Raw genomic sequence first — 24,490 nt, 5'->3', positions numbered from 1 at the left:
CGAGCTCGCGTTCTTCTCGCCGTCGCTCACACCTCAGCCGGCACGCGACAGGTCTTTACGCCGAAGCAGAAGTACAGGATGTGGAACACCCACACGCACGCGAGGACGATCTGGCCCACGCGCACCGCGCGCATCATGACAAAGCCGATGGACATGAGCACGGTCACCGTGACCATCACGCGGATCTTGGTTGCCCAGTCCATGCCCTGGCCGCTCACGTAGCTCTCGAGGTTCTTCTTGTAGAGCTTGGTGCCCGTGAACCACACGTGCAGCCGCTCGGAGCTCTTGGCAAAGCAGAACGCCGCGAGCATCAGAAACGGAAACGCCGGCAGCAGCGGGACCACAGCTCCCACAGCCCCCAGAGCAAGTCCCACGCAGCCTAGCGCAACGAGCAGCACCTTCTTCACTTTCATGCGTCCTCCCTGGACAGTCGCCTCTTCTCGGCCTTGGTTTCGATAACGTGACGAATCGCCGCCACGGGGTGATGGAAGATCATGCGCGGGCCCGAGAAGCGCATGACCTCGCGGATCTTCTCGCGCATCTCAGGCTTGTAGCAGTGCACGCGGCAGTTGGAGCAGAAGGTCTTGGTCTCCATGAAGGGACAGCGGTCGCTGCGCTGCCGCGCGTACTCCGCGAGCTCGGCGCACTCCGGGCAAAGCTCGCCGCCGCGCGTGCCGTGACGCTTGCGGCAGTAGAGCGCGATCATCTCGGAGACCATGCGCTTCTCGCGCTCACGCTTGGCCGCCACGCGCGCGGTGTCGGGCGTGCGCGCCATCAGCTGACCCTCCCGTTCTCAACGCTGACCACGGTGTCGGCGATGCGCATCGTGGACGGCCTATGGGAGACGAGAAGAACCGTCCGCCCGGCGCGCTCCTCGGCAATGGAGCGCAGGATGACGGCCTCGTTCAGGCTGTCGAGGTTGCTCGTGGGCTCGTCGAGCAGCATGAACGGGGCGTCATGCAGGAAGGCGCGCGCAAGCCCTAGGCGCTGGCGCTCGCCGCCGGAGAGGGTGTCGCCGAGCTCTCCGACCGGCGTGTCGTAGCCCTGGGGCAGGCCCATCACAAAGTCGTGGACCGAGGCCTTGCGGCATGCCGCCTCGATCTCTTCATCCGTGGCGTCGAGCCGCGCGATGCGCAGGTTGTTGCGGATGCTGTCGTGGAAGAGGTGGGTCTCCTGCGTGACGAGGGACTCCAGCTCGCGCAGGTTGGCCGTGTCCACGCGCCGCACGTCGCGCCCGGAGACGGAGACGCTCCCCTCGCCCGTGTCCCAGAACCGCATGAAGAGGCGCAGCAGGGTGGACTTGCCGGAGCCGGAGCGCCCGGTGATGCCCACGATTCTGCCGGCGGGAGCCTCGAGCGAGACGTCCGTGAGCACGCGCTCGTCTCCGTAGGAGAAGCTCACGCGGCTGGCTGCGGCGCCGTCAAAGTCCACGTGCTCCTGACCCGCGACCTCCGGCGTCACCGGCTCCTCATCCAGGATGGCGAGCACGCGCTCCCCCGCCGCGAGGGTGGGCTGCAGCGTGGAGCCCAGGTTCGCGAGCGCCACCACCGGGCCGAACGAGCTCATGAGCGCGAGCACGGGGATGAGCACCCCGTCAAAGCCCACGGCACCGGCGCGGTGAAGCGCCGCCACCACGAGAAGCATGACCAGGTCGCAGGTAAGAATGACCGTGTTGGTGAGCGCCGTCGCACGACCGGTGGCGCGCTTCATGCACTCCTCGTCCGCGGCGAGCGCGCGGGACCGCTCGTCCATCTGGGACAGGCGCTCCGCACCCGCACCGTACTGCAGGATCTCGTCCAGGCCGCGCAGGCTCTCCAGTACGAAGCTCGAGAGCTCGCCCGCACCGGCGCGGAAGCGCGCGCCGGCGTCCCCGGCCAGGCGCGCCGCGACCAGCGGGCACGCCACGCCCACGGCGAGATACGACGCTGCGGCCACAACGGCGAGCGCGGGGTGGAAGCTCCCGATGAAGGCGCAGGCACCCGCGCAGAAGAGCAGCGCAATCGCCGTCGGCGAGATGGTGTGCGCATAGAAGACCTCGAGAAGCTCGATGTCCGAGGTGATGAGCGAGATGAGGTCGCCACGGTCGCGCCCCTCGAGCTTGGCCGGGGCAAGCCGGCGCAGCGCCCGGAACACGCGGTCGCGGACGAGCGCGAGCAGCTTGAACGCGATGAAGTGGTTGCACGCCTGCTCGCCGTAGCGCAAAAGCCCGCGCGCCACGGCGCAGACCGCCATCGCCGCGATGAGGCCGGCGAGCGGGGCCGCCGCGCCGTCCGCAAGCACCGCGAGCACGCCGTAACCGCCGGACACCGTGATCGCCGCCGCGCAGACGTGACCGAGAAGCCCCATGAGGATGGCAAGCACCATGAATCCCATGAGCGGGCGCACCAGCCCCACGAGCCGCCGCATCACCCTCATGCGACCACCCCCTTCGTCGTGCCGAATTCCTCGAGCTCGCGCTGGGCGCGCCAGAGTGTTGCGTAGCGACCGCCTGCAGTGACCAGCTCGTCGTGGCGCCCGTGCTCCACCACGCATCCGCCGTCGAGCACGAAGATCTCGTCGGCCCCCACCACGTTTGCCAGACGGTGCGAGATGAGGATCACCGTCACGCGGCCAGCCAGCCCGCGAACGGCGTCCATGATGACGTCCTCGCTCTCCGCGTCCACGTTGGAGGTGGCCTCGTCAAAGACGTAGACCGGCGTCTCATGCAAGAGGGCGCGGGCGATTGCCAGACGCTGGCGCTGACCACCGGAGAGGTTGGAGCCGCGCTCCGCGAGCATCGTGTCCAACCCGTCCTCGCCGCGAAGGAAGGGCGCCAGGCGCGTGGCCTCGAGTGCGACCCAGAGCGCATCGTCGCTCGCACCCGGGGCCGCGACCAGCAGGTTCTCGCGCACCGTACCCTTGAAGAGGTAGCTCTCGTGACCCACGTACGTCACGTGGGCGAGCAGGTCGGCTGTGTCGAGCGCGCTAACCTCCACGCCGCCCACCGTGAGCGAGCCGCGGTATCCGCGCAGCCGCCCCAGCAGGAGCGCCGCGAGCGTGGACTTTCCGCAGCCGGACTCGCCCACCACGGCAACGAAGCCGCCGGCCGGCACGTCCAGATCAACGCCGTCCAGCACCTCGCGCTCGCCGTCGTAGGAGAAACGCAGGTCGCGAGCGCACACGTCGCACCGCGCAGGAAAGCTCTTCCCACCCGCCGGAGGCTCCGGCAGCTCCAGCAGGCGGAAGATCTTCTCGCTCGCCGCCATGCCGTTCATGGCCACGTGGAAGAACGACCCCAGCTGGCGCATGGGAATGAAGTAGTCCGCCGCCAGCAGGATGATGGCGAGGCACCCGCCCAGGCCCACGGCACCCGCCGTCATCTGCGTGAGCGCCACCGCCACGCCAGCGGCAGCCCCGCCGTATGCCACGAGGTCCATGATCGTGATGGAGTTGAGCTGCATCGTGAGCACGCGCATGGTAATGCGCCGGAACTTCTCGGCCTGCTCGTTCATCTCGGCCTGTTTGAACTCGTCAGCCTGATAGACCTTGAGGGTGGTGAGGCCCTGGAGGTTCTCCAGGAACGTGTCGCCGAGCTCGGTATACTGGCCCCAGTAGCGGCCGAGCAGCTTCTTTGCCCAGGTCTGCACCGCGGCGATGGCCACGGGAATGAGTGGCACGCACACGAGCAGCACCACGGCCGCCGGCACGCTCACAAAGGCCAGGGCCACAAAGAGCGTGAGCGGCGCGAGCATGGCGTAGAAGAACTGCGGCAGGTACGCGCCGAAGTAGGTCTCGAGCTGGTCGCACCCCTCCACGGCCACCTGCACGACCTCGGAGGTGCGCACGTCCTCGCGGTAGCTCGGCCCCAGGCGCAGGAGCTTCTCGTAGATGCGATGGCGCAGCGTGCGCTTGACCTCGAGGCTGGCGAGAAACCCCATGCGCGCGGAGCCCACGGCTGCAAGCCCGCGCACGGCGGCCGCCACGACCACGCAGACGGCGAGAAGCACGAGGTCCTTCTCGCCCGCCACGCCCGTACAGAGCGCGGAGAGCGTCCGACAGATGACGAGCACCATGCCCATGTTGGCCACGAGCGACGCCCACTGCAGGGCCACGCTCGCGCCCACGTATCTCATGCTCCCCGGCACGATGCCGATGAGCCGCTTGTCGATCATCACGAGTCGTCGCCCCTCACGTCCGTCTCTATCTGTTAGAGAGAGTAAACTATTTTGGGGCAACTGTTAACCTCAAATAACTTTCAGGCTCCTCGGCTCAGCGCTTCGCGAGATATAATCTGTCCAACCTACGCGCAGGGAGGGCCCCATGAACGCAGACGTCACAGGCTGGGAGCGGCTGCTCGTCCGCTGGTACTACGTCATGGGCCCGCTCGCGCGACGCGGCCTCACCTACATCCTCATCGTCATGGGCGAGTTCCTCTTCCTCAGCATGCTCGACGACCTCGTCTTCCACGACCCCGGGCTGTATCTCGTCGGGCTCTTCACCATGCTCGCCATCGTGATCGCGTTTACGATCGCGATCAGCTATGTCATCCTTGCCACGAACTACAACCTGAACAAGAAGACATGGGGCTCCGTCGCCGCCAAGGCACAGGCGGCGCGCCTCGAGGACCCCTCCCGCGAAAAGGCTCCGGCGCCCTTCACCGCACGGGAGGACAGAAGCGGCTTCCTGCGAGCGTCCTGGAAGATCGCCGAGCCGCTCGGCATCTCGCTGCCCGACCACCGTCGCTTCCCCCGCCGCGTGCTCGCCGCCGCGCTCGTCCTTCTCGCCGCCATGTACGTGCCGCACTTCGTGGGGCGCGTACAGATCATGCGGCAGGAGATGGAGGCCGCCGCCCAGACCACCCGCGCACTCGTGGCCTCCTTTGCGGACGCCGGGCTGGACCCGTTCTGCATTGACCCGACCAAGGGGCACGATAAGGTCAGCTATTACGTGACCGGCGACGTCGTGGACGAGGCGGGCGAGGAGACCGGGAGCAGCATCCGCGTCGACGTCAACAACGACGGGCAGGTCATCGAGACCGGATACCACCTCGCCGTCGATCCCTCCCTGAGCCAGGTGGAGAGCCTCGCACAGGCCGAGAGGGACCTGGAGCTCCTGCACGGTGCCCTCGCCGCGGCGGACGTGCCCGCCCTCGTCCCCGGGCTCGTCACCGCGCACGAGCTGTTCCCGGAGTTCCGCGAGGCCTTTCTTGCGGGCTCGCCGTACGAGAGCATCTCCCTCGACCACTACGACGTCGGCGAGGCGGCGCTCGTCGACGGCGCCGAGGTGGCATGCTACTTCTTCACCGACCCGCTGGACGAGTGGGACGAGCACTCCGAGGCGTACCTGTGGATCCGCGTCGAGCCGGCTGACTGACGAGCTGACGACCTCCGCACAACCTAACGACGACGGATCCCGAGCGCGGCAAGCGCGACCGCAAGCGCCGCGAGGACCGGCCACGCGCCGGCGAGCGTGAGCGCCGCCACGGCCGGCCCGCTCGCCGCCGAGCCCGCAAGGCCGCCGGCGCGCAGGGCGATCGACTGCACGGACGCCATGCCGGAGCGCTCGCGCGAGGGAACGGCGTTGTGGAGCACGGTCTGCTCGATTACGCCGCGCGCGCCGAGGGCGAGGTAGAGCGCCACGTAGACGGCCACGGACACGGGCACGCTCGCCGCAGCCGAGAAGAGCGCCAGGCAGACGATCGCCACCGCCTGCAGCGCCAGGTAGAGCCCGCGTCGCCCGCGCGTACCGGACGCCGCGCTCCCCCAGCGCATCGCCGCCGCGCTGCCGAGCGCCGCCGCGCCCATGCCCGCGCAGTTGACAAAGCCGAGCAGCCACGTGCCGCCCGCGCCCACGAGGCTCTCGAAGGCGAGCTGCCAGTACGTCTCCACGGCGACCATCACCACGCCGGCCGAGGCGGAGGCCGCGAGCACCAGGCGGATGTCGCCCGGCCGGGCGAGCGTCGCGCGCATGTCGGCGAGGGTGGAACGCAGCCGCTCGCACACCGGGACGCCCGAGCGTCCGTCCGGCGGGAAGAGCGCCAGGCCGCCCGCCAGCGCAGCGGCCCCGGACGCGATGATGCAGCCAATGAGCAGCACGTAGCTGGGGTCGAGCGTCGCCAGCACGCCGCCGGCGATGGCACCTGCCCCCATGCCCGCGGACTCCAGCAGCACGAGCCTCCCGTTGAGTGCGTCGAGCGCTGCGAGGCGCTCCGCGGCTTCCGGGTGCTCCGCCACCACGCGGTCCAGCTCGACCGCCTCGAGCGTCCCCGTGCGTGCCGCGAGTGCAAGGCCGCGCAGGACGCCGGAGACCGCCACCACGGCGAGGCTCGGGGTCGCGAGCAGCACCACGTAGGTCGCCACCTGCAGCGCCATCGAGAGCGCGAAGACCCGCCGGCGCCCCAGCACGTCCGCGGCGATGCCGCTCGGCACCTCGCAGAGACACGTGACCACGGTCGTCACGCCCACCACGAGCGGCAGCGTCATCAGCGTGGCGCCGCGGGCGAGCAGCATGAGCGAGAGCACGGGCGCCGCGAGGCCCGTCCCCAGGTGGATCAGCAGGAACACGAGCGCGTGAGAGACGGGCAGAACGCGGTTCTTCTCCATGACGAACCCCTCCCCTGTCGGGCCTTCTACGAGTTAGGTTGTTCGGATAACTTGGCGCCTACGCCGGGAAGCTCCTGTGCGGGTAGCAGGCCACGCTGAACTCCCAGGGCACCGCGCCCTCCTGCGGCTGGTCGTACTTCTCGACAAACGCGCGCACCACGTCCTGGAACTCCCGCGCCGCGTCCTCCGTGAGGTACATCACGCCGCTGAGCAGCTCGCCGTGGGCAAGGCCCAGCTCCTTCTCGCGCTCCACCGCGTCCGACGCCGCGTAGGTGCGCAGCCCCGCAAAGACCTGCTGGTTGAGGTAGTCCACGAGGAACATCTTCTCCTCCTGGAGGTCCCCGCCCTCGTTGGCGCGCAGCGACACGTCCGTGGGCACGGCCCGCCAGTAGCGAGCGGTTATGCCGCGGATGACCTCGGTGTGGTCGAGCTCCACCAGGCCCAGCGACTCGAGCTTCTTCATGTGGTGCGTGACCGACGAGGCGGAGATGCCCATGGCGTCGGCCAGCTGCTTGCACGTGACCGGCCGCGCGAGGACCTGCATTTCGTGCAGCAGGCGCTGGCGCTGCGGGTTCATGTAGACGTCCAGCTGCTCGCGCGTCGTGATGTCCAGCGTCTTCTTGGCCATGGGACCTCCTTCTCTTATCGTTGCACGCTATAGTACGTTACATATTCTGTAATGTCAATCGAGACGTTCCTTCGCGAGGGCGCGCCATTTGCAAAGACTTCTGCCTTCTAGACCGACTTATGAACAGTTTTCCGTTTGGCCTGCCACAAGGAGGCCCCGCCTGACGAATTTCAACTGGGACTTCTTGCGCCGAGAGACCGCGCGGAATCCCTTCACTCCCAAAATCTATTCACAAGTCGGTTTTGAAGGCAGCTCTCCTCAAAATTGACCGCGAGCAATGCCCGTGCGCCAAACGGGCGGGCACCGCTTACCCCCTATCAGGAATGTTTGGCCGCATACACGGGTACGATGGAGCCAGTGCACCCACCCCGAAGGAGCCCCATGAGCAACCGCGAAGCACCCGCGCCCGCAGAGAGCCGCAAGATCTCTGTCCTTCTCAAGGTCTACGGCGTCTACTGCCTAGTGACAGCGGCTGCTGTGCTCGCGCTGATCGCGCTCATCGCGATCCCGCTCCTCCAGTACGGCGCGGACCTCTTCCGCGAGCGTCACGACGTTACGCTCACGATGACGCTCGTCGCCGTCCAGCTCGTCACGATGTTCCTGGCGTCGGTCGGCTACGTCGCCTTCGGCGTGCTCGTGCTCAAGAACCGCCGCCGACACGTGGCGCAGATCGCCTACGCGCTGCTCGGCGTGGGCGTCGTCAACCTGATCCTGGAGATCATGCTCAACGGCTTTGGCGACAACCTCATCTACGACGGGGTGCGCCTCGCCGTCCTCCTCGTCATCTCCGTGACCGTCGACCCCACGCTGATCTCGGAGCGCCAGCTCCAGCGCAAGCTGCGCGACATGGAGACCGAGGAGGAGGCCGAGGCCGGCACGCTCGGCCGCGCCAAGGGCGACCGCGGCTTCATCGAGCTGGACTTTTTCAACCTGTTCTGGGTCTTCGTGGTCTGCTGCGTCCTGGGCCTCGTGATTGAGACCGTCTACCACATGGTCGTCGTGGACCCGGGCGTCTACCAGGACCGCGCCGGCATGCTCTATGGGCCCTTCTCGCCGATCTACGGCTTTGGCGCCGTGCTCATGACCGTGGCGCTCAACCGCTTCTACCGCGCGAACCCCGTGGTCATCTTCCTGGTATCCGCCGTAATCGGCGGCCTCTTCGAGGCGGCGGTCTCCTGGTTCATGCAGGTCGGCTTTGGCGCCGTGGCCTGGGACTACTCCGGCTCCACGATCTTTGGCCTCTTCCCCGACCCGATCGCCGTGCTCTTCCAGGGACGCACGTCCACGCTCTTCATGTGCATGTGGGGTGCGCTGGGCTTTGTCTGGATCAAGGTCTGCCTGCCGTGGCTGCTCAAGCTGATCAACCTCATCCCCTGGCAGGCGCGCTACTCGTTCACCACCCTCTGCGCCATCCTGATGCTGGTGAACGGCGTCATGACGCTGCAGTCGCTGGAGTGCTGGTACCAGCGCGAGAGCGGCCTTCCGCCCACCTCGCCGGTCGAGGAGTTCTACGCCGAGCACTACGACGACGCCTACATGGCGCACCGCTTCCAGTCCATGACGATCACGCCTGAGGACTCCGCCCGCGCGTAGGGTGCGGGCGCGGCGCCTCCCCTAGCCGAGGTAGCCGCGCTGCGGTCGGTTGAGCTGGTGCGCCCCCACTAGGATCGCGATGCCGAGAAGAACGAGCGGCAGGCTCAGCAGCTGGCCCATCGTGATGGGGCCAAAGAGGTAGCCGAGCTGGGCGTCCGGCACGCGAACGAACTCGACCAGGAAGCGGAAGATGCCGTAGAGCGCGAGGAACACGCCCATGAAGGTGCCCTGCGGGCGTGGCGGCACGCGGCGCGACAGCGCGTAGAGCACCACGAAGATCACGATGCCCTCGAGCACGGCCTCGTAGAGCTGCGAGGGATGGCGGTAGACCGCGCCGCCCGTCTCGAACATGACGCCCCAGGGCAGGTCGGTCTCCTTGCCCCAGAGCTCGCCGTTCACGAAGTTGGCGCAGCGACCGAAGAACAGGCCGATTGGCGCGCCGATGACGCCCATGTCGCAGACCGTGGGAATCGAGATGCCGAGACGCCAGCACACGAGCGAGCCCCCCACGACGGCGCCCACGAGTCCGCCGTGGAAGCTCATGCCGCCGTGGTTGAGCATGAAGATCTCCATCGGGTTCTCGAGGTAGTACCCCGCGCCGTAGAAGAGCACGTAGAACAGGCGCGCGCCGACGATGATGCCAAAGACGATGCCGATCATGATCGAGAGCACGTCGTCGAGGGAGATGCCCAGGCCCCAGCGGCGCTGCGTGCGCCACAGCACCACGCCGGCGCAGACGAAGCCGGCCAGGTAGGCCAGCGCGTACCAGCGAATCGAGACGGGGCCTATCGAGATGGCCACCGGGTCGAGCGCGTGATAGATCTCGTCGAGGAACACGTTCTTCTCGCCCGCGCTAGAAGGCGGCCGGCTGGACGCGCGTCACGCCGGGGACGTGCTCCATGAGGATGCGCTCGATGCCCTCGGACATGTCGAGGGAGGAGAGCGGGCAGCCGGCGCAGGCGCCCTGCATCTCGAGGGTCACGACGCCGTCGTCGGTCACGTCGATGAGGGCGACGTCGCCGCCGTCGGCCTGGAGGCTCTGGCGGATGACGTCGAGGGTGGCGTCGAGGAGTGCGCGGTCAACAGCCATGGTGTTCCTTTCGCTAGGCTGGAATGGTTCCGAGAGACATCTTACCCAATGGGCGAGAAGAGATGACCCGACGTGGCCCCCTTCATGCGCGGCGCAGGGCGGCGGCCGTCGCGGACGGCCTCGAGGGCCCGGACCACGCGGGTCACGGCCTCGCCGACCTCGGGGGCGGTCATGAGCTGGCCGTCCACGAGCAGGCGGGTCACTCCGGCCTCGACCAGCTCACCGACCTGCGGCGTCGCGTCGAGCGGGCGGGCGCACCAGATGCGCGAGCGGCCGTTGACGTCCGTGCGGACGGGCAGGAGGTTGCCGTCGATGTCGCGTAGGGAGAGGGCGCGGGCGCGCTCGGGGCAGCGGGCGCAGTCGTGGCGGCAGCGGCCGAGCGCCTGCAGGACGCAGTGCTCGCTCGTCATCACGCGCTCGCGACCCAGGACCGAGAGGCCCACGGGCACGCGGGACGTGCGGGCGAGGGCACAGACCTCCTCGAGCGTGAGCTCCGGCGAGAGCCAGACGCCGGCCGCGCCCGCCTCGGTCAGCGCCGCGAGGGCGGACGCGTTGTGAACCGGGACGCAGGAGCGGACCTCGGGGGCCGCGCCGCGGCTGACGGCGAGGGCGAGCTCGGAGACGTTGCCCACCGCCACGGGCTCGCCGGCGCGCACCCACGGGTCCAGGCGGGCGTGGTCGGCCTCGCGGCAGACCTCGTCGAGCCAGGGGATCACGCCGGACGGCCACGAGCCCCGAGCGAGGTCGTCGGCGGAGGCGTAGATGCGCGTCGCGCCGGCGGCGAGCGCGGCCTCGGCGCACGCCGGCGTCGTCACGACCACGCACACCTGGGTGTTTTGGGGGTCGTTTGGGGTGAAAACCGACAGGTGTGTATGGTCGGGCTCCCCAGCAGAGAGCTCACGGTCGGCATAGGGCGCGAGCAGGGACTCCTCCAGGAGACGGCACGCCTCGGCGCGCACCTTGTGCACGGCCGAGAAGGACATGCCGCAGCCTGCGTCCAGCGCGACGTCCCACTCCATGGGAGCAAACGGGCTCTGGCCCATGCGTCCCACGTGCTCGACGAGGTCCTCCTCGGTGACCGGACGCGTGCGCGCGGCCTCCACGACGAAGCCCTCGGCACGCGCCGCCGCGGCGCCGTCGAGGGTCTCGAGCTCAACCGAGAACGGCTCCCCCAGGCGAGCCGTCACGCGCACCCGCACCGGACGCCGACGCACCACGTCCTTGTCGGCCACCCGCGCCGCCTCGTCGAGCGCCGCCTGCGAGCGGATCACGCGCACGAGCGACCCCTCCTCCATGGGACGCGACGTCCGGCAGGTGATGGTCTCCCCCGCCGCGGCGTCCGCCTCGGCGTGGGCGGTCAGGAACTGGGAGGGGTCGGAGGGCGGGCGGATCTCCAGCAGGTCGCCGGCACCCACCGGCTGGTCGAGAAGAACCTCCACGTCGGCGCGGGTGAGGCGCCGCATGCGTTCGCGGCCGCCGTTGCCGCCGCCGCGCCGCACGACCGCGTCCTCGAGGGCTCGCGAGCCCGTGACGCGTCCGACTAGCTCACCGCGGTTGTTGGAGCGTTCGTAGCTCATCATGTCGTTGTCGGAGCCGCCCCAGAGGTAGCTCTCGGTGAAGTCGCGGTTGAACGCGCGGCGCAGGCGTCGATCCCGCCTCGCGCGCGCGGCGTCGTCGTCGCTGCCGTCGCGCAGCGCGTCGAGGGCGTCGCGGTAGGCCGCCACGACGGAGAACACGTAGTCGGGGGCCTTCATGCGGCCCTCGACCTTGAGGGAGCCCACGCCCGCGTCGTGCATCTCGCGCACGCGATCGACCGTGCGGTAGTCCTTGGGGCAGAGCAGGCGCGTCCCGCCCACGCCGCGGCTCGTCTCGGGGATCCCCTGCGTTGCCACGCCGGGGATCTCCATCACGTTGCCGTCCTCGTCGACGAGGTCGTAGGGCAGCCGGCACGGCTGCGCACAGAGGCCGCGGTTGGCCGAGCGCCCGCCGTTCATCGAGCTCATGAGGCACACGCCCGAGTAGCAGAAGCAGAGCGCGCCGTGGCCGAAGCACTCCAGCTCCACGCCCTCCTCGGCGATGCGGGAGATCTCTGCCAGCGAGAGTTCGCGCGAGAGCGTCACGCGGTCCACGCCCCAGACGTCGCGGCACCACGCCACGCCGCGCGCGTCGTGGACGTTGGCCTGCGTTGAGACGTGCGTCTCCACCTCCGGCCACCGGCGGCGGACCTCGGCCATGAGGCCCCAGTCCTGGATGATGAAGGCGTCGGCCCCCAGCCGCCACGCACGGCGTACCAGCTCCAGCACGCGCGGTAGCTCTTCGGTCGAGATGGCCACGTTGACGGTCACGTAGACGCGCGCGCCCGCGAGGTGCGCGCGGCGACATGCCGCCGCGAAGGACTCGTCGTCGAAGTTCTTGGCGCCGCGACGGGCGTTGAAGTCGTTGCCCAGGCCGCAGTAGATGGCGTCGGCGCCCGCGGCGAGCGCCGCGTTGAACGGCTCCGGGCCGCCGGCAGGCGCCAGCAGCTCCGGAACGCCGTGCGCCTCCAGGAACGTGGTTCTTCTCGCCATCTCTTCCTTCCCGCCAGAACGGTTTGGGTTCACGGTTTTGCTCCCTGCGAAGTATATCGCGACAAAACCGCAGGTCCCCGAACTCCCCTATAACAGCAGTGAACCCAAACCGAAAAGTGGTTTGGGTTCACCAAAAGGGTCACGCGGCGCCGCCTCCTCGCAAATCCCCAGGTGGTGCTCACCGATGCGACGCGCGGGCCGCATGCCGTGAACCCAAACCGGGGAAGAGGGGGCTAGACCAGGCGCGCCCAGCGCTTCTTGCCGGACTGGACCGTCGTACCAGCCGAGAAGAGCGACGCCTCGACGTTGTAGCACTTGGGCGCCACGGCCTCGCCGTTGATCTTGACGCCGCCGCCGTCCACGAGGCGACGTGCCTCGCCGGCGGACTTGGCGATGCCCACCTCGACGAGGAGCTTGCCCAGGTAGACCTTGCCCTCGTCGTTGACCTCGACCACGCTCACGGGGAACTCCGGCATGTCCTCGGGGGCCTCGGCGCGCTTGAACTGCGCGTCGAAGGCGGCGCTCGCCGCGGCGCCGGCGCCCTCTCCGTGGTAGAGGTCCACGATGTTGGCAGCCAGCTCGCGCTTGAGCGCGTACGGGTCGGCGGTGCCGTCCGCGAAGGCGGCGTCGATGGCGTCGAGCTTGTCCATGTCGGCCGTGGAGCAGAGGCGCCAGTAGAGCGGCACCAGCTCGTCGGTGATGGACATGACCTTGCCGTACATGTCGGCCGGCTCGTCGGTGAGGCCCACGTAGTTGCCGTAGCTCTTGGACATCTTCTTGTGGCCGTCGGTGCCCACCAGAAGCGGCATCGTGAGGGCCACCTGCGGCTCCATGCCCATGGCGCGCATGAGGTCGCGGCCGGCGAGCAGGTTAAAGATCTGGTCGTTGCCGCCCATCTCGAGGTCCGCCTTCACCACGACGGAGTCGTAGGCCTGCAGCACCGGGTAGATGAACTCGTGCAGGGCGATGGACTTGCCCTCGGTGTAGCGGTTGTGGAAGTCCTCGCGCTCGAGGATGCGGGCCACGTTGAACTGGCTCATGAGCTTGAGCATCTCGGCGAGGTTCAGGCCCTTCAGCCAGTCGCCGTTGTGGACGATCTGGGTCTTCTCGGGGTCGAGCACCTTCATGGCCTGCTCGACGTAGGTCTTGGCGTTGGCCTCGACCTGCTCCTCGGTGAGGGGCGGGCGGGTGGAGTCGCGGCCGGACGGGTCGCCGATGAGGGCGGTGCCGTTGCCGATGATGAGCGTCACGTTGTGGCCCAGGTCCTGGAACTGGCGCATCTTGCGCAGGGGCACGGCGTGGCCGAGGTGCAGGTCGGGAGAGGTGGGGTCCACGCCCAGCTTGATGTTGAGCGGCGTGCCCTTCTCGAGCTTCTTCTTGAGCTCGTCGAGCGGCACGATCTGCATCGTGCCGGAGGTGATCACCTTGAGTTGCTCGTCGACTGGGAGCATTGCGCTGTCCTCCATAAGGTCTACGTCTCTCTGAACCGCCCACGGGCGGCGGCATAGCAAACTAGCATAGTATAATGTGATGCGATTGTGGCGTTACATCCCGTTTCAGGAGGGCTCATGGGAATCAGAACGCGTCGGGCACGCGCGCACTCGAAGACGCACTTCGTGGGCTTTGGCCTCGCCGGAGTGCTCGGCTTCATCGCGCTTCTCTGCGTGACGCTCGCACTCTCACTGGGAGCGGTGGTGTCCACCTGGCTCGAGGACCTGCCCGACTACACCTCCGCCGACGCCTTCCTCGTGGCCGAGCCCACCCGCGTCTACGACGCGGACGGCAACGAGATCGTTGCCTACTATCTGCAGAACCGTCGCTCGGTGACGCTGGACCAGGTCTCCGATTACGTCATCCAGGGCACCATCGACACCGAGGACAAGCGCTTCTACCAGCACAACGGCGTTGACCCCGAGGGCATTCTGCGCGCGGCGGTGGGCCAGGTCTTTGGCGGCGGCGAGCAGGGCGGCGGCTCCACGATCACCCAGCAGCTCGTCCGCTGGACGGTCCTCTCCGACGAGCAGTTCGAGAACTCGCTGCGGCGCAAGGTCCGCGAGGCGTACATCGCCATCCAGATGGAGAAGACGTACACGAAGGAACAGATCCTCAACATGTACCTCAACACCATCTTCTACGGCAACGGTGCCTACGGCATCGAGGCGGCGGCCATCACCTACTTCAACAAGAGCGCCGCCGACCTCACGCTCAACGAGGCGGCCACGCTCGTGGGCATCCCCAACTCCCCCACCTACTACGACCCCTTCGTGAACTACGAGAACTGCAAGAGCCGTCGCAACCTCGTCCTCTCGCGCATGCTCGAGGCGGGCGACATCTCGCAGGAGGAGTACGACGCGACCGTCGCCGAGGAGATCCCGCTCAACCCCGGCGAGCTCACCGACTCCGACAGCACCTATCCCTTCTTCACCGACTACGTGCGCAACCTGCTGCTCCAGGACTTCTCGTCCGACACAATCGCCCAGGGCGGCCTGAAGGTCTACACCACCATCGAGCCCGCGAAGCAGGCGGCGGCCGAGCAGGCCTGCAGTGACCGCCTGGCAGCCGGCGGCGACCCCGACGCGTCGGCCGCGCTCGTCTCGATCGACAACTCCAACGGTCACATCGTCGCCATGGTGGGCGGCCAGAACTACGGCAACGACACCGAGGCCGGCCAGAGCTCCATCAACATGGCGACCTCGCCGCGGCAGACGGGCTCGAGCTTCAAGGCCGTCGTGCTCACCGCCGCGCTCGAGGCGGGCATGAGCCCCACGGTGCGCATCAACTGCCAGCCCACGATCCAGGTCACGCCCACGTGGGCCCCGAGCAACATCGACCACGCTAACTACGGCATCTGCACGCTGCAGCGCGCGACCGCCGTCTCCTCCAACACCGGCTACGTCCAGGTCGCCGAGGCCATCGGCATGGACAAGGTCGCCGACATGGCGGCGCGCCTCGGCATCGAGTCGACGATCGAGCCCGGCCTCGCCTCCGCGCTCGGCACCTCGCCGGTCTCCCCGCTCGAGATGGCCGAGGCCTTCTCGACCCTCGCCAACGGGGGCGTCCACCGCAACCCCGTCGCGATCACTCGGATCGAGGACCGCAACGGCAACGTGGTCTACGAGCACGAGGACGACCCGGAGCAGGTTGTCGACTCCGCCATCGTCGAGGAGGCGACCAACATCCTCGAGACGGTCATCACCGAGGGCAGCGCCACCAACCTGAGGAGCTACTTCCGCCAGAACCAGCCCGTCGCGGGCAAGACCGGAACGACCGACAACTACAACAACCTCTGGTTCTGCGGCTACACGCCCCAGCTCACGACCGCGGTGTGGGTCGGCTGCATCGAGAGCAGCAACCAGCGCGTGTATTACCAGGGCGCGACCGGCAGGACCGCCACCCTCCCGATCCCCATCTGGGGCACCTACATGAACTCGGCGCTCGACGGCGTGGCTCGCGCGGAGTTCCCGACCTCAGACCACGAGGCCCAGTACAAGCCCAACGACTCCTGGGACTTCATCGGAACCAGCACCTCGGTGAACACGAAGGGCTGGAGCTCGCAGCCCGTCGTGCAGGAGACCCCGGAGGAGGAGGCCCCCGAGACCACCGAGCCCACGACCCCCACCGAGCCGACCGAGCCCACCGAACCGGTCGAGGAGACCCCGAGCGAGGAGCCCGATCCCACGCCCGAGGAGCCCGCCGGGCCGGATACCGGAGAAGACCCGCAGCCCGGTGGCGAGAACCAGGGTTCATCCGACCCGGCTCCCGCGCAATAGGCCCATCGAGCGGGCGCCGCTCCCCGATTGGGGCGGCGCCCGCTCTCTTTTCCCATCTCACTGCCGTATCATGCGATAAGAGATTTTCTGTACCAAGCTCGTCACGGAGGACGCATGACGTACAACGATCGCGACGCACGCTATCGTCAGGGCTCGGGCCAGCGCACGGGCTCGTCTCGCCCCCACTCCCAGGGCTCGCGCGGGCGCGTCCCCTCGCAGGGCACCTACCACGGCCCCCGCGGCACCCGTCAGCGCCCCTCCTCCTCGCGCCTGTCCTCCGGCCCGGGCTACCCGCTCCGGGCACGCAGCATCAACTTCCAGAGTGGCCGCGCGCGGAGGCTCAGCACGAACCGCCGCCTGCTGATCCTCGCCGCCCTTGCGCTCATCATCCTCATCCTGCTGATCGTGGGAATCTCGAGCTGCGTCCGCGGATGCAGCTCGGAGCAGCAGACCACCGAAGCCAACCCCGTCGACGCCCGTGTCGCCGCCGGCGTGGACGAAGACCTGACCAAGCGGTTCGCGTCGGAGCTCGACCGGGACGAGAAGCTCGCGTCGATCGCCGCGCACGCGAACGAGTACGAGAACCAGGGCCTGCTCGAGCTCGCTCTCGCGCAGCCCGACGCCATCGACTTCGTCGCGGCCTATCCCGAGGCGGAGAAGACCGCCCAGCCCTACGACGACGAGGTGAGCGAGGGAACCGTTCCCCAGCTCTACTGCTGGGACGAGCGCTGGGGCAACGTCGACTACGCCGGCTCGCCGCTCGCGCTCACCGGGTCCGGGCCCACCAGCCTCTCGATGGCATACATGGCCCTGACGGGCAAGGGCGACCGCACGCCCGCCGACTTTGCCCAAGCGATCACCGACGCCGAGATGGCGAGTGGGGACTCCCTCATGTCGGGGTCCTTCCTCGGCGACTCACTGAAGGACTACGGGCTCACCTGCTCGACCTACACCTCCAACGAGGAGAACCTCGTGCAGGTCCTCGACACGGGCACCTACCTGCTCGTCGAGGCCGCGGCTGACACCCTCACCGACTCCGCGCACTGGATCGTCCTCGTCACCGAGGACTCCGACGGCTCGCTGGTCGTCTACGACCCCACCTCCCCCGAGGTCAGCTCCCACACCTGGGACCCTGCCACCATCGCGGGCGTCGGCGACACCCTTTATGCGATCAGCGCCGCAGAGGCCGACGACACGGCGGAATAGCGCTCAAGGGGCTGCCACCAAAGGATTGGACGCATAAAACCGCGTCTCGTGCTACATTCGGGCCTCTTCGCTGCATAAAACGTCGATTCGTGTAGCGTCTTTTCCAGGGTTCTGTGAGTAGGCTCGTTACAAAAGGCCAGATAACTACATATATAAAGAAACTTGTTTGAGCAATTTGGCTAAAACTACGCTACACGAATCCCCTTTTTGACCTTCCGGAGCCCTTTTATGTAGCACGAGGGACCGTTTTATGCACGCTTGAGCCAAGTTCGCATGCAAAAAGCCCCGCCTCCCCGATCGGGGAGGCGGGGCTCCGCCTTTGAGAAGGGATTCCTACGACAGGATCTCCTTGGAAGCGGCCTCGAGCTTGGCACGGACGGCCTCGGACTCGGCACGCGTGGCACCCTTGGAGAAGAGGTACGCCTTGACCTTGGGCTCGGTTCCGGACGGACGGAAGATGACCTTGTTGTCGTCCTCAAGACGGAACTCGATGACGTTGGCCGGCGGCAGCACCTGCGCGGCCTCCTTCTGCAGACCGGAGACGCGCGGCATCTCGGGGCCGGTGGCGTAGTCGGTCATGCCGAGGACCTTGTAGCCGGCGATCTCAGTGGGCGGGTTCTTGCGCAGGCCGTCCATGATGCCGGCCATCTTGTCGGCGCCCGCCGCACCCGGGAAGCTCGCGTTGACGGTACCGTTGAGGTAGTAGCCGTACTTCTGGTAGAGGGCGTCCATTGCCTCGTACAGGTCCATACCCTTCTCGGCGTAGTAGCTGGCCATCTCGACGCAGAGCATCGTGGCGACGATGGCGTCCTTGTCGCGGGCGTGCGTGCCGACGAGGTAACCGTAGGACTCCTCGAAGCCCATGAGGAATCGGTCCTCCTCGCCCTCGTCCTTGAGCTGGTCAATCTGGTCGCCGATGTACTTGAAGCCGGTGAGCACACGCCTCATCTCAAAGCCCCAGTCACGCGCGAGGGCGTCGGGCATGGAGGACGAGACGATCGTGGAGACGGCGACCTTAGCCGCCACGTCCTCGCCGCGGTCCTTGGCCATCGTGGCGAGCCAGTCCATGAGCAGGACGCCCATCTCGTTGCCGGAGAGCAGCACGTAGTCGCCGTCGTGCGGGATTGCGGTGCCCATGCGGTCGGCGTCGGGGTCGGTGGCCACGACGAGGTTGGGCTTGACCTCCTCGGCGAGACCCAGCGCCAGCTCGAGCGCCTCGCGGAACTCGGGGTTGGGATAGGTGCACGTGGGGAAGTTGCCGTCGGGCTCCGCCTGCTCGGGGACGACGGAAACCTTCTCGACGCCGATCTCCTTGAGGATGCGGGTCACGAGCTCCATGCCAGTGCCGTTGAGCGGCGTGTAGACCACGGAGTAGTCGTCAGAGGCCTTGAAGCCCGGGACGGAGACCTTCTTGATGTTCTCGATGAAGCTGTCGAGGACCTCCTCGGGCGTCCACTCGATCAGGCCCTTCTCGATGCCCTCTTCGAAGTCCATGATGTCGACGGTGAACGGGTCGACCTTGGCGATGTTGGCCGAGATCTCCGCCGCGGCCTCGTCGGTGATCTGGCCGCCGTTGTCGTTGTAGACCTTGTAGCCGTTGTAGGGCGCCGGGTTGTGGGAGGCCGTGAGCACGATGCCCGCGGAGGTGCCGAGGTAGCGCACCGCAAAGGAGAGCGTCGGGACCGGCTCGATGCGCGGGTACACGTAGACGTGGATGCCGTTGGCGGCCAGGACGCCGGCGGCCACGCGCTGGAAGTCCTCGCCCTTGTTGCGCGAGTCGCGCGCGAGCGCGAGCGTGGGGCTGTCGTAGTGGGCGTTCAGGTAGTCCGCGACACCCTGGGTGGCCTGCGCGACCACGTAGACGTTCATGCGATTGGTGCCCACGCCAAGCGTGCCGCGAAGACCGGCGGTGCCAAAGGCGAGGTCACGATAGAAGGCGTCAAAGAGCTTCTCCTCGTTGCCCTCGCGGCAGAGGTCGTCCAGCTCGATCACGAGATCGGGCTCGGTGACGTTGTCCTGCCAGGCGCTGACCTTGGCCTCGATGCTTGCGTCCATGGTGTTCCCCCATTTGCTCGGGGCGCGGGACGTCCCGCGCCGAATCCGCACGTATGAAGCAATAGTAGTCGCCGAGCGGTCGCCCGCTGGCATCGCCTTGTCCGATGGGCGCCCTGCGTCGGCGGACGGAGGGAGGGTCCTATGCGCGCTCCACGAGATAGGCGTGGTGAATCTTGCGGTTGCGAGAGAAGTCCTCGGGAATGGTCTCGTCGGTGATGTCGGTGAGGCGCACGCCGGCGCGCTCGAGCTTCTCCGCATCCGGCCTGAAGCTGCGCAGGTTGCACGAGAAGATCGCGCATCCGCCCCGCACGAGCAGACGCGACACGCCGATGATCAGCTCGGCATGGTCGCGCTGCACGTCGAAGGAGCTCTTGCGCATGCGCGCCGAGTTGGAGAACGTGGGCACGTCGCAGAAGATCAGGTCCCATCGGTTACGCGTATGCCTCTGCTCGGAGACCCACGCGAGCACGTCCGCCTGAACGAACTCGTGCTCCGGGCCGTCAAAGCCGTTGCGGGCCATGTTGCGGCGCGCCCAGTCCAGGCTCGGGCGCGAGAGGTCGACCGTCGTGGTGTGCTTTGCGCCGCCGTCCGCCGCGTAGCAGGTCGCGGTACCCGTGTACGCAAAGAGGTTGAGGAAGCGCTTTGACCCCTTGGTCTGCTTCATCATCTCGCGGATGCGGGAGCGCGTCTCCCGGTGGTCCAGGAAGATGCCGCAGTCGTGGCGCGCGTCGAAGTTCACCTCGAAGGTGAGGCCGCCCTCGTCCACCAGATGCGACCCCGCCGGCAGCTCCACACCCTGTCGGCGAGAAGAGCGGTCCCGTCCACGGGCTCCACGCTCGGGCACGCGCGCCTCGTCGGCGTACTGCGAGCCGCCGCGCGCTCGTGTCCTCACGCGCACGCTCACGTCCGCCGGGTCGACCCCGAGCACCCGGGGTGCGATCGTCAGCACGTCGAGCAGGCGCCTGCGCGCGAGCTCGGGGTCCACCCCACGCGGGGCGGCGTACTCGGAGACCTGGAGCCAGCGACCCGGGGTCTCGGAGCCCTCGTAGAGCTCGATGGCGACGGCGTAGTCGGGCAGGTCGGCGTCATAGACGCGGTAGCAGGTCACGTCCTCGCGACGCGCCCACTTGGCGCGGAGGCGCGCCACCTTCGCGAGCCGGCGGGCAAACTGGTCGGAGGCGGGCACGAGCACGCTCGCGCGCCCGCCGCCCGGAAGCTCAACCGAGGGCGCAGGTGCCACAGAGTCGCTCTGCTCGTAGACGCGGATGGTCGCCGGGTCGCGCCCGACGATGACCTCGGTCACGGACGCGGGCTCGGAGCGCAGGGCCGCGTCCGGCGCCTCGTCACGGGAGAGGACGACGAGCCGTCGCCCCGCATGCGACGCGAGCTCGGAGAGCACGGCGGCCTCCGTCGCGAGGGCGGTCTCCCCGACCCACGACAGGTCCGCCGCCGCAAGACAACACGAGGGGGGCACCTGCTCACACCCTTGCGGCTCCAGGGCGATCCCGGCGCCGCGCAGGGCCTGGCGACAGGCCGAGAGCGTGCCCGACCGGCCATCCAGCACGAGCAGCGAGCAGGGGTTCTTCTCGCCCGCGGCCGAGCGCGCCTCCGCCTCGGCGAGAAGCGCCTGCCAGGCGTCCGCGTCATGCCCCGCCCAGCCGGCGAAGCCCCAGCGCGAGCGCAGCAGACCCGGCGCGCGGTCCAGCGCGACGCCCGCAGCCTCCACGAGCACGCTCCCCTGCCCCGGCCAGAGCGCCGCGAGCGCGGGCGAGCCGGAGCGGACAGCCTCGTCCCACCCGCCGGCGGCGAGCAGCGCGGCGGCGTAGTCGGGCCGCAGCGAGCTCAGGCGCGCGTCGCCGCGCGTGGCGTAGCCGCGTCGGAAGAGCGGCTCGCCGGCGAGGTCGATCGCCAGCGTGGCACGCTGGCCGGAGAGACGGACGGACACGGTCACGTCCGCGCGCGCCGTGTCCACCATCGGTCGCGCGCCGCGCACGGAGACCAGACGGTCCACGACGGCGTCCTTGGTGCGCAGGGCCACGAACTGCGTGTTGCGAAGCTGGGCGTTGGTGCCGTGGGCGTCAACGGCAAAGGTCGCCCCGGGCGCGAGGTGGTCCTCCCAGGCAATCGCCGAGACCCCCTCGTAGAGCTCGTCGGCATCGGCGGCGCCCACGCGCGCGAGCACGAGCAGCACGCGTGACGCCAGCCTCGACCACAGGCACGCCCGATACGCGTCCTCCAGCCCGCCGCCAAAGCTCACCTGTCCCGCCAGCGGCCTCACCTGCGGCGCTCCCAGCGCGGCAAGCTCGTCCGCCAGCAGTCGCTCAAAGCCCTTGGGGCACGTCGCCACAAACTCCATCGGGTCACCTTTCGCCCGTCGCAACCTACCCCGCCATTCTCGCACGAACGGCGAGCCGGCGTTCTTCTCGCCCGCGCCCGTTTCGCGACGGGCGAGCGCATCCCGCGCCGAGTGTACGAGTTAGCGCTCCGGCACCCGTTATTTCGAGACACGGACCCAACGTTTCCCCAGATAAAAGTTAGCCCAATGTGCCACAGGAACGTCTATCTCGTACACTCGACGCCGAGTGCCGCAGCAAGCGGTTGACGCCGGGCGAGAAGGGCCGCTACTCGGCGAGAAGAACGGCGGAACGTGGCGAGAAACGCTACACTTGACGCGTCTTTAGTAGCCCCGAGTTTGGAGTTCCATGGCCACGAATCTCGCGCCCGCCGCGCGCAAGGCCCGCTACACGGGCATCCCCCTCTCCGCGGCGATGATCCTCGTCACCCTGGGCGTCGTGTACGGAGACATCGGCACGAGCCCGATGTACACCCTGAAGGCGATCATCTCCGGAAACGGCGGCCTGCCCACCATGTCCCAGGACGTGGTGCTGGGCGCCCTCTCGCTCATCATCTGGACGCTCACCCTCATCACCACGGTCAAGTACGTGCTCGTGGCCATGAAGGCCGACAACCACAACGAGGGCGGCATCTTCGCGCTCTACAGCCTGGTCAAGCGCTGCGGGCGCTGGCTCATCATCCCCGCCATGATCGGTGGCGCCGCGCTTCTGGCGGACGGCATCCTCACCCCGGCCGTCACCGTCACCACCGCCATCGAGGGCCTGCGCACCGTCGACTTCATCTACTCCGTCATCGGCGACAACCAGGGCATCGTCGTCGCCATCGTGATCTGCATCCTCTGCGTGCTCTTCTTCCTGCAGAAGGCGGGCACCTCCACGATCGGCAAGCTCTTCGGCCCGGTCATGACGCTGTGGTTCGTCTTCCTCGCTGCCGCCGGCCTCATGAACATCGGCCTCGACCTCAACGTCCTGCGCGCCTTCAACCCGCTGCGCGGCATCACGTTCCTCTTTGACGGCAACCTCAACGCCGCCGGCCTCATGGTCCTGGGCAACGTGTTCCTCTGCACCACCGGCGCCGAGGCCCTCTACTCCGACATGGGCCACGTGGGCAAGCCCAACATCTACGCCACCTGGCCGTTCGTGAAGGTCTGCCTAATCCTCAACTACCTGGGCCAGGGCGCCTGGATCATCGCCAACGCCGGCAACGCCGACCTTGCCTCCGTCAGCGACCTCAACCCGTTCTTCCAGATGCTCCCCGAGCAGATCCGCGTCTTCGCCGTCCTGCTCTCCACCTTCGCCGCGATCATCGCCTCCCAGGCGCTCATCACCGGCTCCTACTCCATCGTCTCCGAGGCGGTGCGCCTGGACCTCATGCCCCACATGCGCATCAACTACCCCTCCGAGACCAAGGGCCAGATCTACATCCCGCTGGTCAACAGCATCATGTGGATCGGCTGCATCTGCGTGGTGCTGCTGTTCCAGACCTCGGCGCACATGGAGGCCGCCTATGGCCTGGCCATCACGGTCACGATGCTCATGACCACGATCCTGCTCACGATGTACCTCTCCCGCGTGCAGCACAAGACCGCACTGGCCGTGCCCTTCGCGATCTTCTTCGGCGCCATCGAGTTCATGTTCTTCTTCTCGAGCCTCACGAAGTTCTTCCACGGCGGCTACGTCACCGTGATCATGAGCTTCCTGATCTTCGTGGTCATGTACGTGTGGCGCCGCGGCACGGCCGTCGAGCGCACGCAGACGGTCTACCTGCCCGTTCGCGAGTACCTGGACCAGATCTTCGACCTCTCCCACGACGACGACTACCCGCTGCTTGCCGACAACCTGGTCTTCCTCACCAACGACTCGTCGTTCGACAAGCTCGACCGCGACATCCTCTACTCGATCCTGGACAAGCGCCCCAAGCGCGCCAAGGCGTACTACTTCCTCAACGTCCAGGTCACCGACGAGCCGCACACCCACGAGTTCATCGTCAACGACTTTGACACCGACTTCCTCTTCAAGGTGCAGCTGCGCCTGGGCTTCAAGGTGAACCAGCGCATCAACACCTACCTCTACCAGATCGTGGCCGACCTCATGGAGCGCGGTCAGCTCGCCCCGCAGAACCACAAGTACTCGATCTACCGCGAGCACAGCACGGTGGGCGACTTCCGCTTCTGCCTCATCCGCAAGATGATCTCCCCCGAGACCGACATCTCGGGCTTCGACCAGCGCCTCATCGAGCTCAAGTACCTCATCCGCAGCTTCTGCGGATCGCCCGCGCGCTGGTACGGACTGGAGAACTCGAGCGTCATCTTTGAGTACGTGCCGCTCTTCTCCAAGACCAAGCGCCAGCACAAGCTCACGCGCCGCCCGCTCGAGGAGGTGGCGCCGCAGGTCGCCGCCAAGCAGGCCGAGGCTCACGAGAGCTCCGAGGACGACGATGACATCTTCTCCGTCCACATGAGGGACGAGCGCGAGGCCCAGGCCGAGGAGGCCATGCGCGGCCTCGTGGGCGGCGACACCGCCACGTTCCGCCCGCTCGTCATCGACGAGGAGGACGACGAGGACACAGAAGTCACCCAGGAGGGCGAGGAGTAGGGTCTCGCCGAGGAGGACGAGAAGGACTAGGACGGCGAGAAGGACCGGCTG

At 67.8% G+C, this 24,490-nt stretch carries 17 protein-coding genes; 5 read left to right on the top strand and 12 right to left on the bottom strand.

All coding sequences use genetic code 11. The features are described from left to right. Positions 1–26 precede the first annotated feature (26 nt). From B5F73_RS04255 to B5F73_RS04240, 4 genes are read right to left on the bottom strand one after another with little or no spacing between them, the layout of a single operon-like run. Positions 27–413: a YbaN family protein gene (locus tag B5F73_RS04255; protein WP_087226904.1), complete on the bottom strand. Its 387-nt coding sequence runs from the start codon at positions 411–413 to the stop codon at positions 27–29. After that, positions 410–775, bottom strand: a complete 366-nt coding sequence (locus B5F73_RS04250) for a nitrous oxide-stimulated promoter family protein (RefSeq protein ID WP_087226902.1) — start codon at positions 773–775, stop codon at positions 410–412. Before B5F73_RS04250 ends, B5F73_RS04255 begins: the two co-directional genes overlap by 4 nt. Then, positions 775–2,415: a thiol reductant ABC exporter subunit CydC gene (cydC, locus tag B5F73_RS04245; protein ID WP_343224995.1), complete on the bottom strand. Its 1,641-nt coding sequence runs from the start codon at positions 2,413–2,415 to the stop codon at positions 775–777. The genes B5F73_RS04250 and cydC overlap by 1 nt, the downstream gene beginning before the upstream one ends. Beyond that, positions 2,412–4,151, bottom strand: a complete 1,740-nt coding sequence (locus B5F73_RS04240; RefSeq protein WP_087226901.1) for an ABC transporter ATP-binding protein/permease — start codon at positions 4,149–4,151, stop codon at positions 2,412–2,414. Before B5F73_RS04240 ends, cydC begins: the two co-directional genes overlap by 4 nt. A 148-nt stretch (positions 4,152–4,299) precedes the next feature. On the opposite strand from B5F73_RS04240, the gene B5F73_RS04235 reads away from it, so the two are divergent. Next, complete coding sequence (locus tag B5F73_RS04235; RefSeq protein WP_087226899.1) at positions 4,300–5,352, top strand: hypothetical protein; 1,053 nt, start codon at positions 4,300–4,302, stop codon at positions 5,350–5,352. A 23-nt stretch (positions 5,353–5,375) separates the two neighbouring features. Here B5F73_RS04235 and B5F73_RS04230 read toward each other — a convergent pair whose 3' ends face one another. Continuing rightward, complete coding sequence (locus B5F73_RS04230; RefSeq protein WP_087226897.1) at positions 5,376–6,581, bottom strand: MFS transporter; 1,206 nt, start codon at positions 6,579–6,581, stop codon at positions 5,376–5,378. Between the two features lie 58 nt (positions 6,582–6,639). Next, a complete protein-coding gene (locus B5F73_RS04225) occupies positions 6,640–7,209 on the bottom strand; it encodes a helix-turn-helix domain-containing protein (protein ID WP_087226896.1) in 570 nt (189 codons plus the stop codon). Between the two features lie 381 nt (positions 7,210–7,590). Between B5F73_RS04225 and B5F73_RS04220 the strand changes: the two genes are divergently transcribed. Then, a complete protein-coding gene (locus B5F73_RS04220) occupies positions 7,591–8,802 on the top strand; it encodes a putative ABC transporter permease (RefSeq protein WP_239379796.1) in 1,212 nt (403 codons plus the stop codon). Between the two features lie 21 nt (positions 8,803–8,823). Here the strand turns inward: B5F73_RS04220 and lgt are convergent, their stop codons facing one another. The 4 genes from lgt to tyrS form a co-directional block, all read right to left on the bottom strand. Beyond that, on the bottom strand, positions 8,824–9,639 hold the full coding sequence (gene lgt, locus B5F73_RS04215) for a prolipoprotein diacylglyceryl transferase (protein ID WP_087226892.1): 816 nt from the start codon (positions 9,637–9,639) through the stop codon (positions 8,824–8,826). 16 nt (positions 9,640–9,655) lie between these two features. Continuing rightward, on the bottom strand, positions 9,656–9,892 hold the full coding sequence (locus B5F73_RS04210; RefSeq protein WP_087226890.1) for a NifU family protein: 237 nt from the start codon (positions 9,890–9,892) through the stop codon (positions 9,656–9,658). Between the two features lie 41 nt (positions 9,893–9,933). After that, a complete protein-coding gene (locus B5F73_RS04205) occupies positions 9,934–12,459 on the bottom strand; it encodes a U32 family peptidase (protein ID WP_087226888.1) in 2,526 nt (841 codons plus the stop codon). A 233-nt stretch (positions 12,460–12,692) separates the two neighbouring features. Next, complete coding sequence (tyrS, locus tag B5F73_RS04200; protein WP_087227226.1) at positions 12,693–13,910, bottom strand: tyrosine--tRNA ligase; 1,218 nt, start codon at positions 13,908–13,910, stop codon at positions 12,693–12,695. Positions 13,911–14,027: 117 nt separating this feature from the next. Between tyrS and B5F73_RS04195 the strand changes: the two genes are divergently transcribed. Further along, positions 14,028–16,229 (top strand): PBP1A family penicillin-binding protein, encoded by a 2,202-nt coding sequence (locus tag B5F73_RS04195; protein ID WP_087226885.1) that lies wholly within the window; start codon positions 14,028–14,030, stop codon positions 16,227–16,229. Positions 16,230–16,343: 114 nt separating this feature from the next. Next, on the top strand, positions 16,344–17,435 hold the full coding sequence (locus B5F73_RS04190; RefSeq protein WP_143803131.1) for a hypothetical protein: 1,092 nt from the start codon (positions 16,344–16,346) through the stop codon (positions 17,433–17,435). A gap of 333 nt (positions 17,436–17,768) precedes the next feature. Here the strand turns inward: B5F73_RS04190 and B5F73_RS04185 are convergent, their stop codons facing one another. Continuing rightward, positions 17,769–19,490 (bottom strand): phospho-sugar mutase, encoded by a 1,722-nt coding sequence (locus B5F73_RS04185; RefSeq protein ID WP_087226884.1) that lies wholly within the window; start codon positions 19,488–19,490, stop codon positions 17,769–17,771. A 139-nt stretch (positions 19,491–19,629) separates the two neighbouring features. Then, a complete protein-coding gene (locus B5F73_RS04180) occupies positions 19,630–21,846 on the bottom strand; it encodes a class I SAM-dependent methyltransferase (protein ID WP_087226882.1) in 2,217 nt (738 codons plus the stop codon). A 346-nt stretch (positions 21,847–22,192) separates the two neighbouring features. Here B5F73_RS04180 and B5F73_RS04175 point away from each other — a divergent pair, with 346 nt between their 5' ends. After that, positions 22,193–24,439, top strand: coding sequence for a KUP/HAK/KT family potassium transporter (locus B5F73_RS04175; RefSeq protein ID WP_087226879.1), 2,247 nt, complete (start codon positions 22,193–22,195; stop codon positions 24,437–24,439). Positions 24,440–24,490: the final 51 nt, after the last annotated feature.

The organism is Olsenella sp. An270, from assembly GCF_002159735.1.
GTDB lineage: Bacteria > Actinomycetota > Coriobacteriia > Coriobacteriales > Atopobiaceae > Thermophilibacter.
Note: the sequence above shows the minus strand (reverse complement) of the source record. Positions and strands in the feature narration are given on the sequence as shown.

Coding starts and splice junctions, on each gene's coding strand:
- B5F73_RS04255 (WP_087226904.1), bottom strand. CDS start 413: ATGAAAGTGAAGAAGGTGCTGCTCGTTGCGCTAGGCTGCGTGGGACTT.
- B5F73_RS04250 (WP_087226902.1), bottom strand. CDS start 775: ATGGCGCGCACGCCCGACACCGCGCGCGTGGCGGCCAAGCGTGAGCGC.
- cydC (WP_343224995.1), bottom strand. CDS start 2,415: ATGAGGGTGATGCGGCGGCTCGTGGGGCTGGTGCGCCCGCTCATGGGA.
- B5F73_RS04240 (WP_087226901.1), bottom strand. CDS start 4,151: ATGATCGACAAGCGGCTCATCGGCATCGTGCCGGGGAGCATGAGATAC.
- B5F73_RS04235 (WP_087226899.1), top strand. CDS start 4,300: ATGAACGCAGACGTCACAGGCTGGGAGCGGCTGCTCGTCCGCTGGTAC.
- B5F73_RS04230 (WP_087226897.1), bottom strand. CDS start 6,581: ATGGAGAAGAACCGCGTTCTGCCCGTCTCTCACGCGCTCGTGTTCCTG.
- B5F73_RS04225 (WP_087226896.1), bottom strand. CDS start 7,209: ATGGCCAAGAAGACGCTGGACATCACGACGCGCGAGCAGCTGGACGTC.
- B5F73_RS04220 (WP_239379796.1), top strand. CDS start 7,591: ATGAGCAACCGCGAAGCACCCGCGCCCGCAGAGAGCCGCAAGATCTCT.
- B5F73_RS04210 (WP_087226890.1), bottom strand. CDS start 9,892: ATGGCTGTTGACCGCGCACTCCTCGACGCCACCCTCGACGTCATCCGC.
- B5F73_RS04205 (WP_087226888.1), bottom strand. CDS start 12,459: ATGGCGAGAAGAACCACGTTCCTGGAGGCGCACGGCGTTCCGGAGCTG.
- tyrS (WP_087227226.1), bottom strand. CDS start 13,910: ATGCTCCCAGTCGACGAGCAACTCAAGGTGATCACCTCCGGCACGATG.
- B5F73_RS04195 (WP_087226885.1), top strand. CDS start 14,028: ATGGGAATCAGAACGCGTCGGGCACGCGCGCACTCGAAGACGCACTTC.
- B5F73_RS04190 (WP_143803131.1), top strand. CDS start 16,344: ATGACGTACAACGATCGCGACGCACGCTATCGTCAGGGCTCGGGCCAG.
- B5F73_RS04185 (WP_087226884.1), bottom strand. CDS start 19,490: ATGGACGCAAGCATCGAGGCCAAGGTCAGCGCCTGGCAGGACAACGTC.
- B5F73_RS04180 (WP_087226882.1), bottom strand. CDS start 21,846: ATGGAGTTTGTGGCGACGTGCCCCAAGGGCTTTGAGCGACTGCTGGCG.
- B5F73_RS04175 (WP_087226879.1), top strand. CDS start 22,193: ATGGCCACGAATCTCGCGCCCGCCGCGCGCAAGGCCCGCTACACGGGC.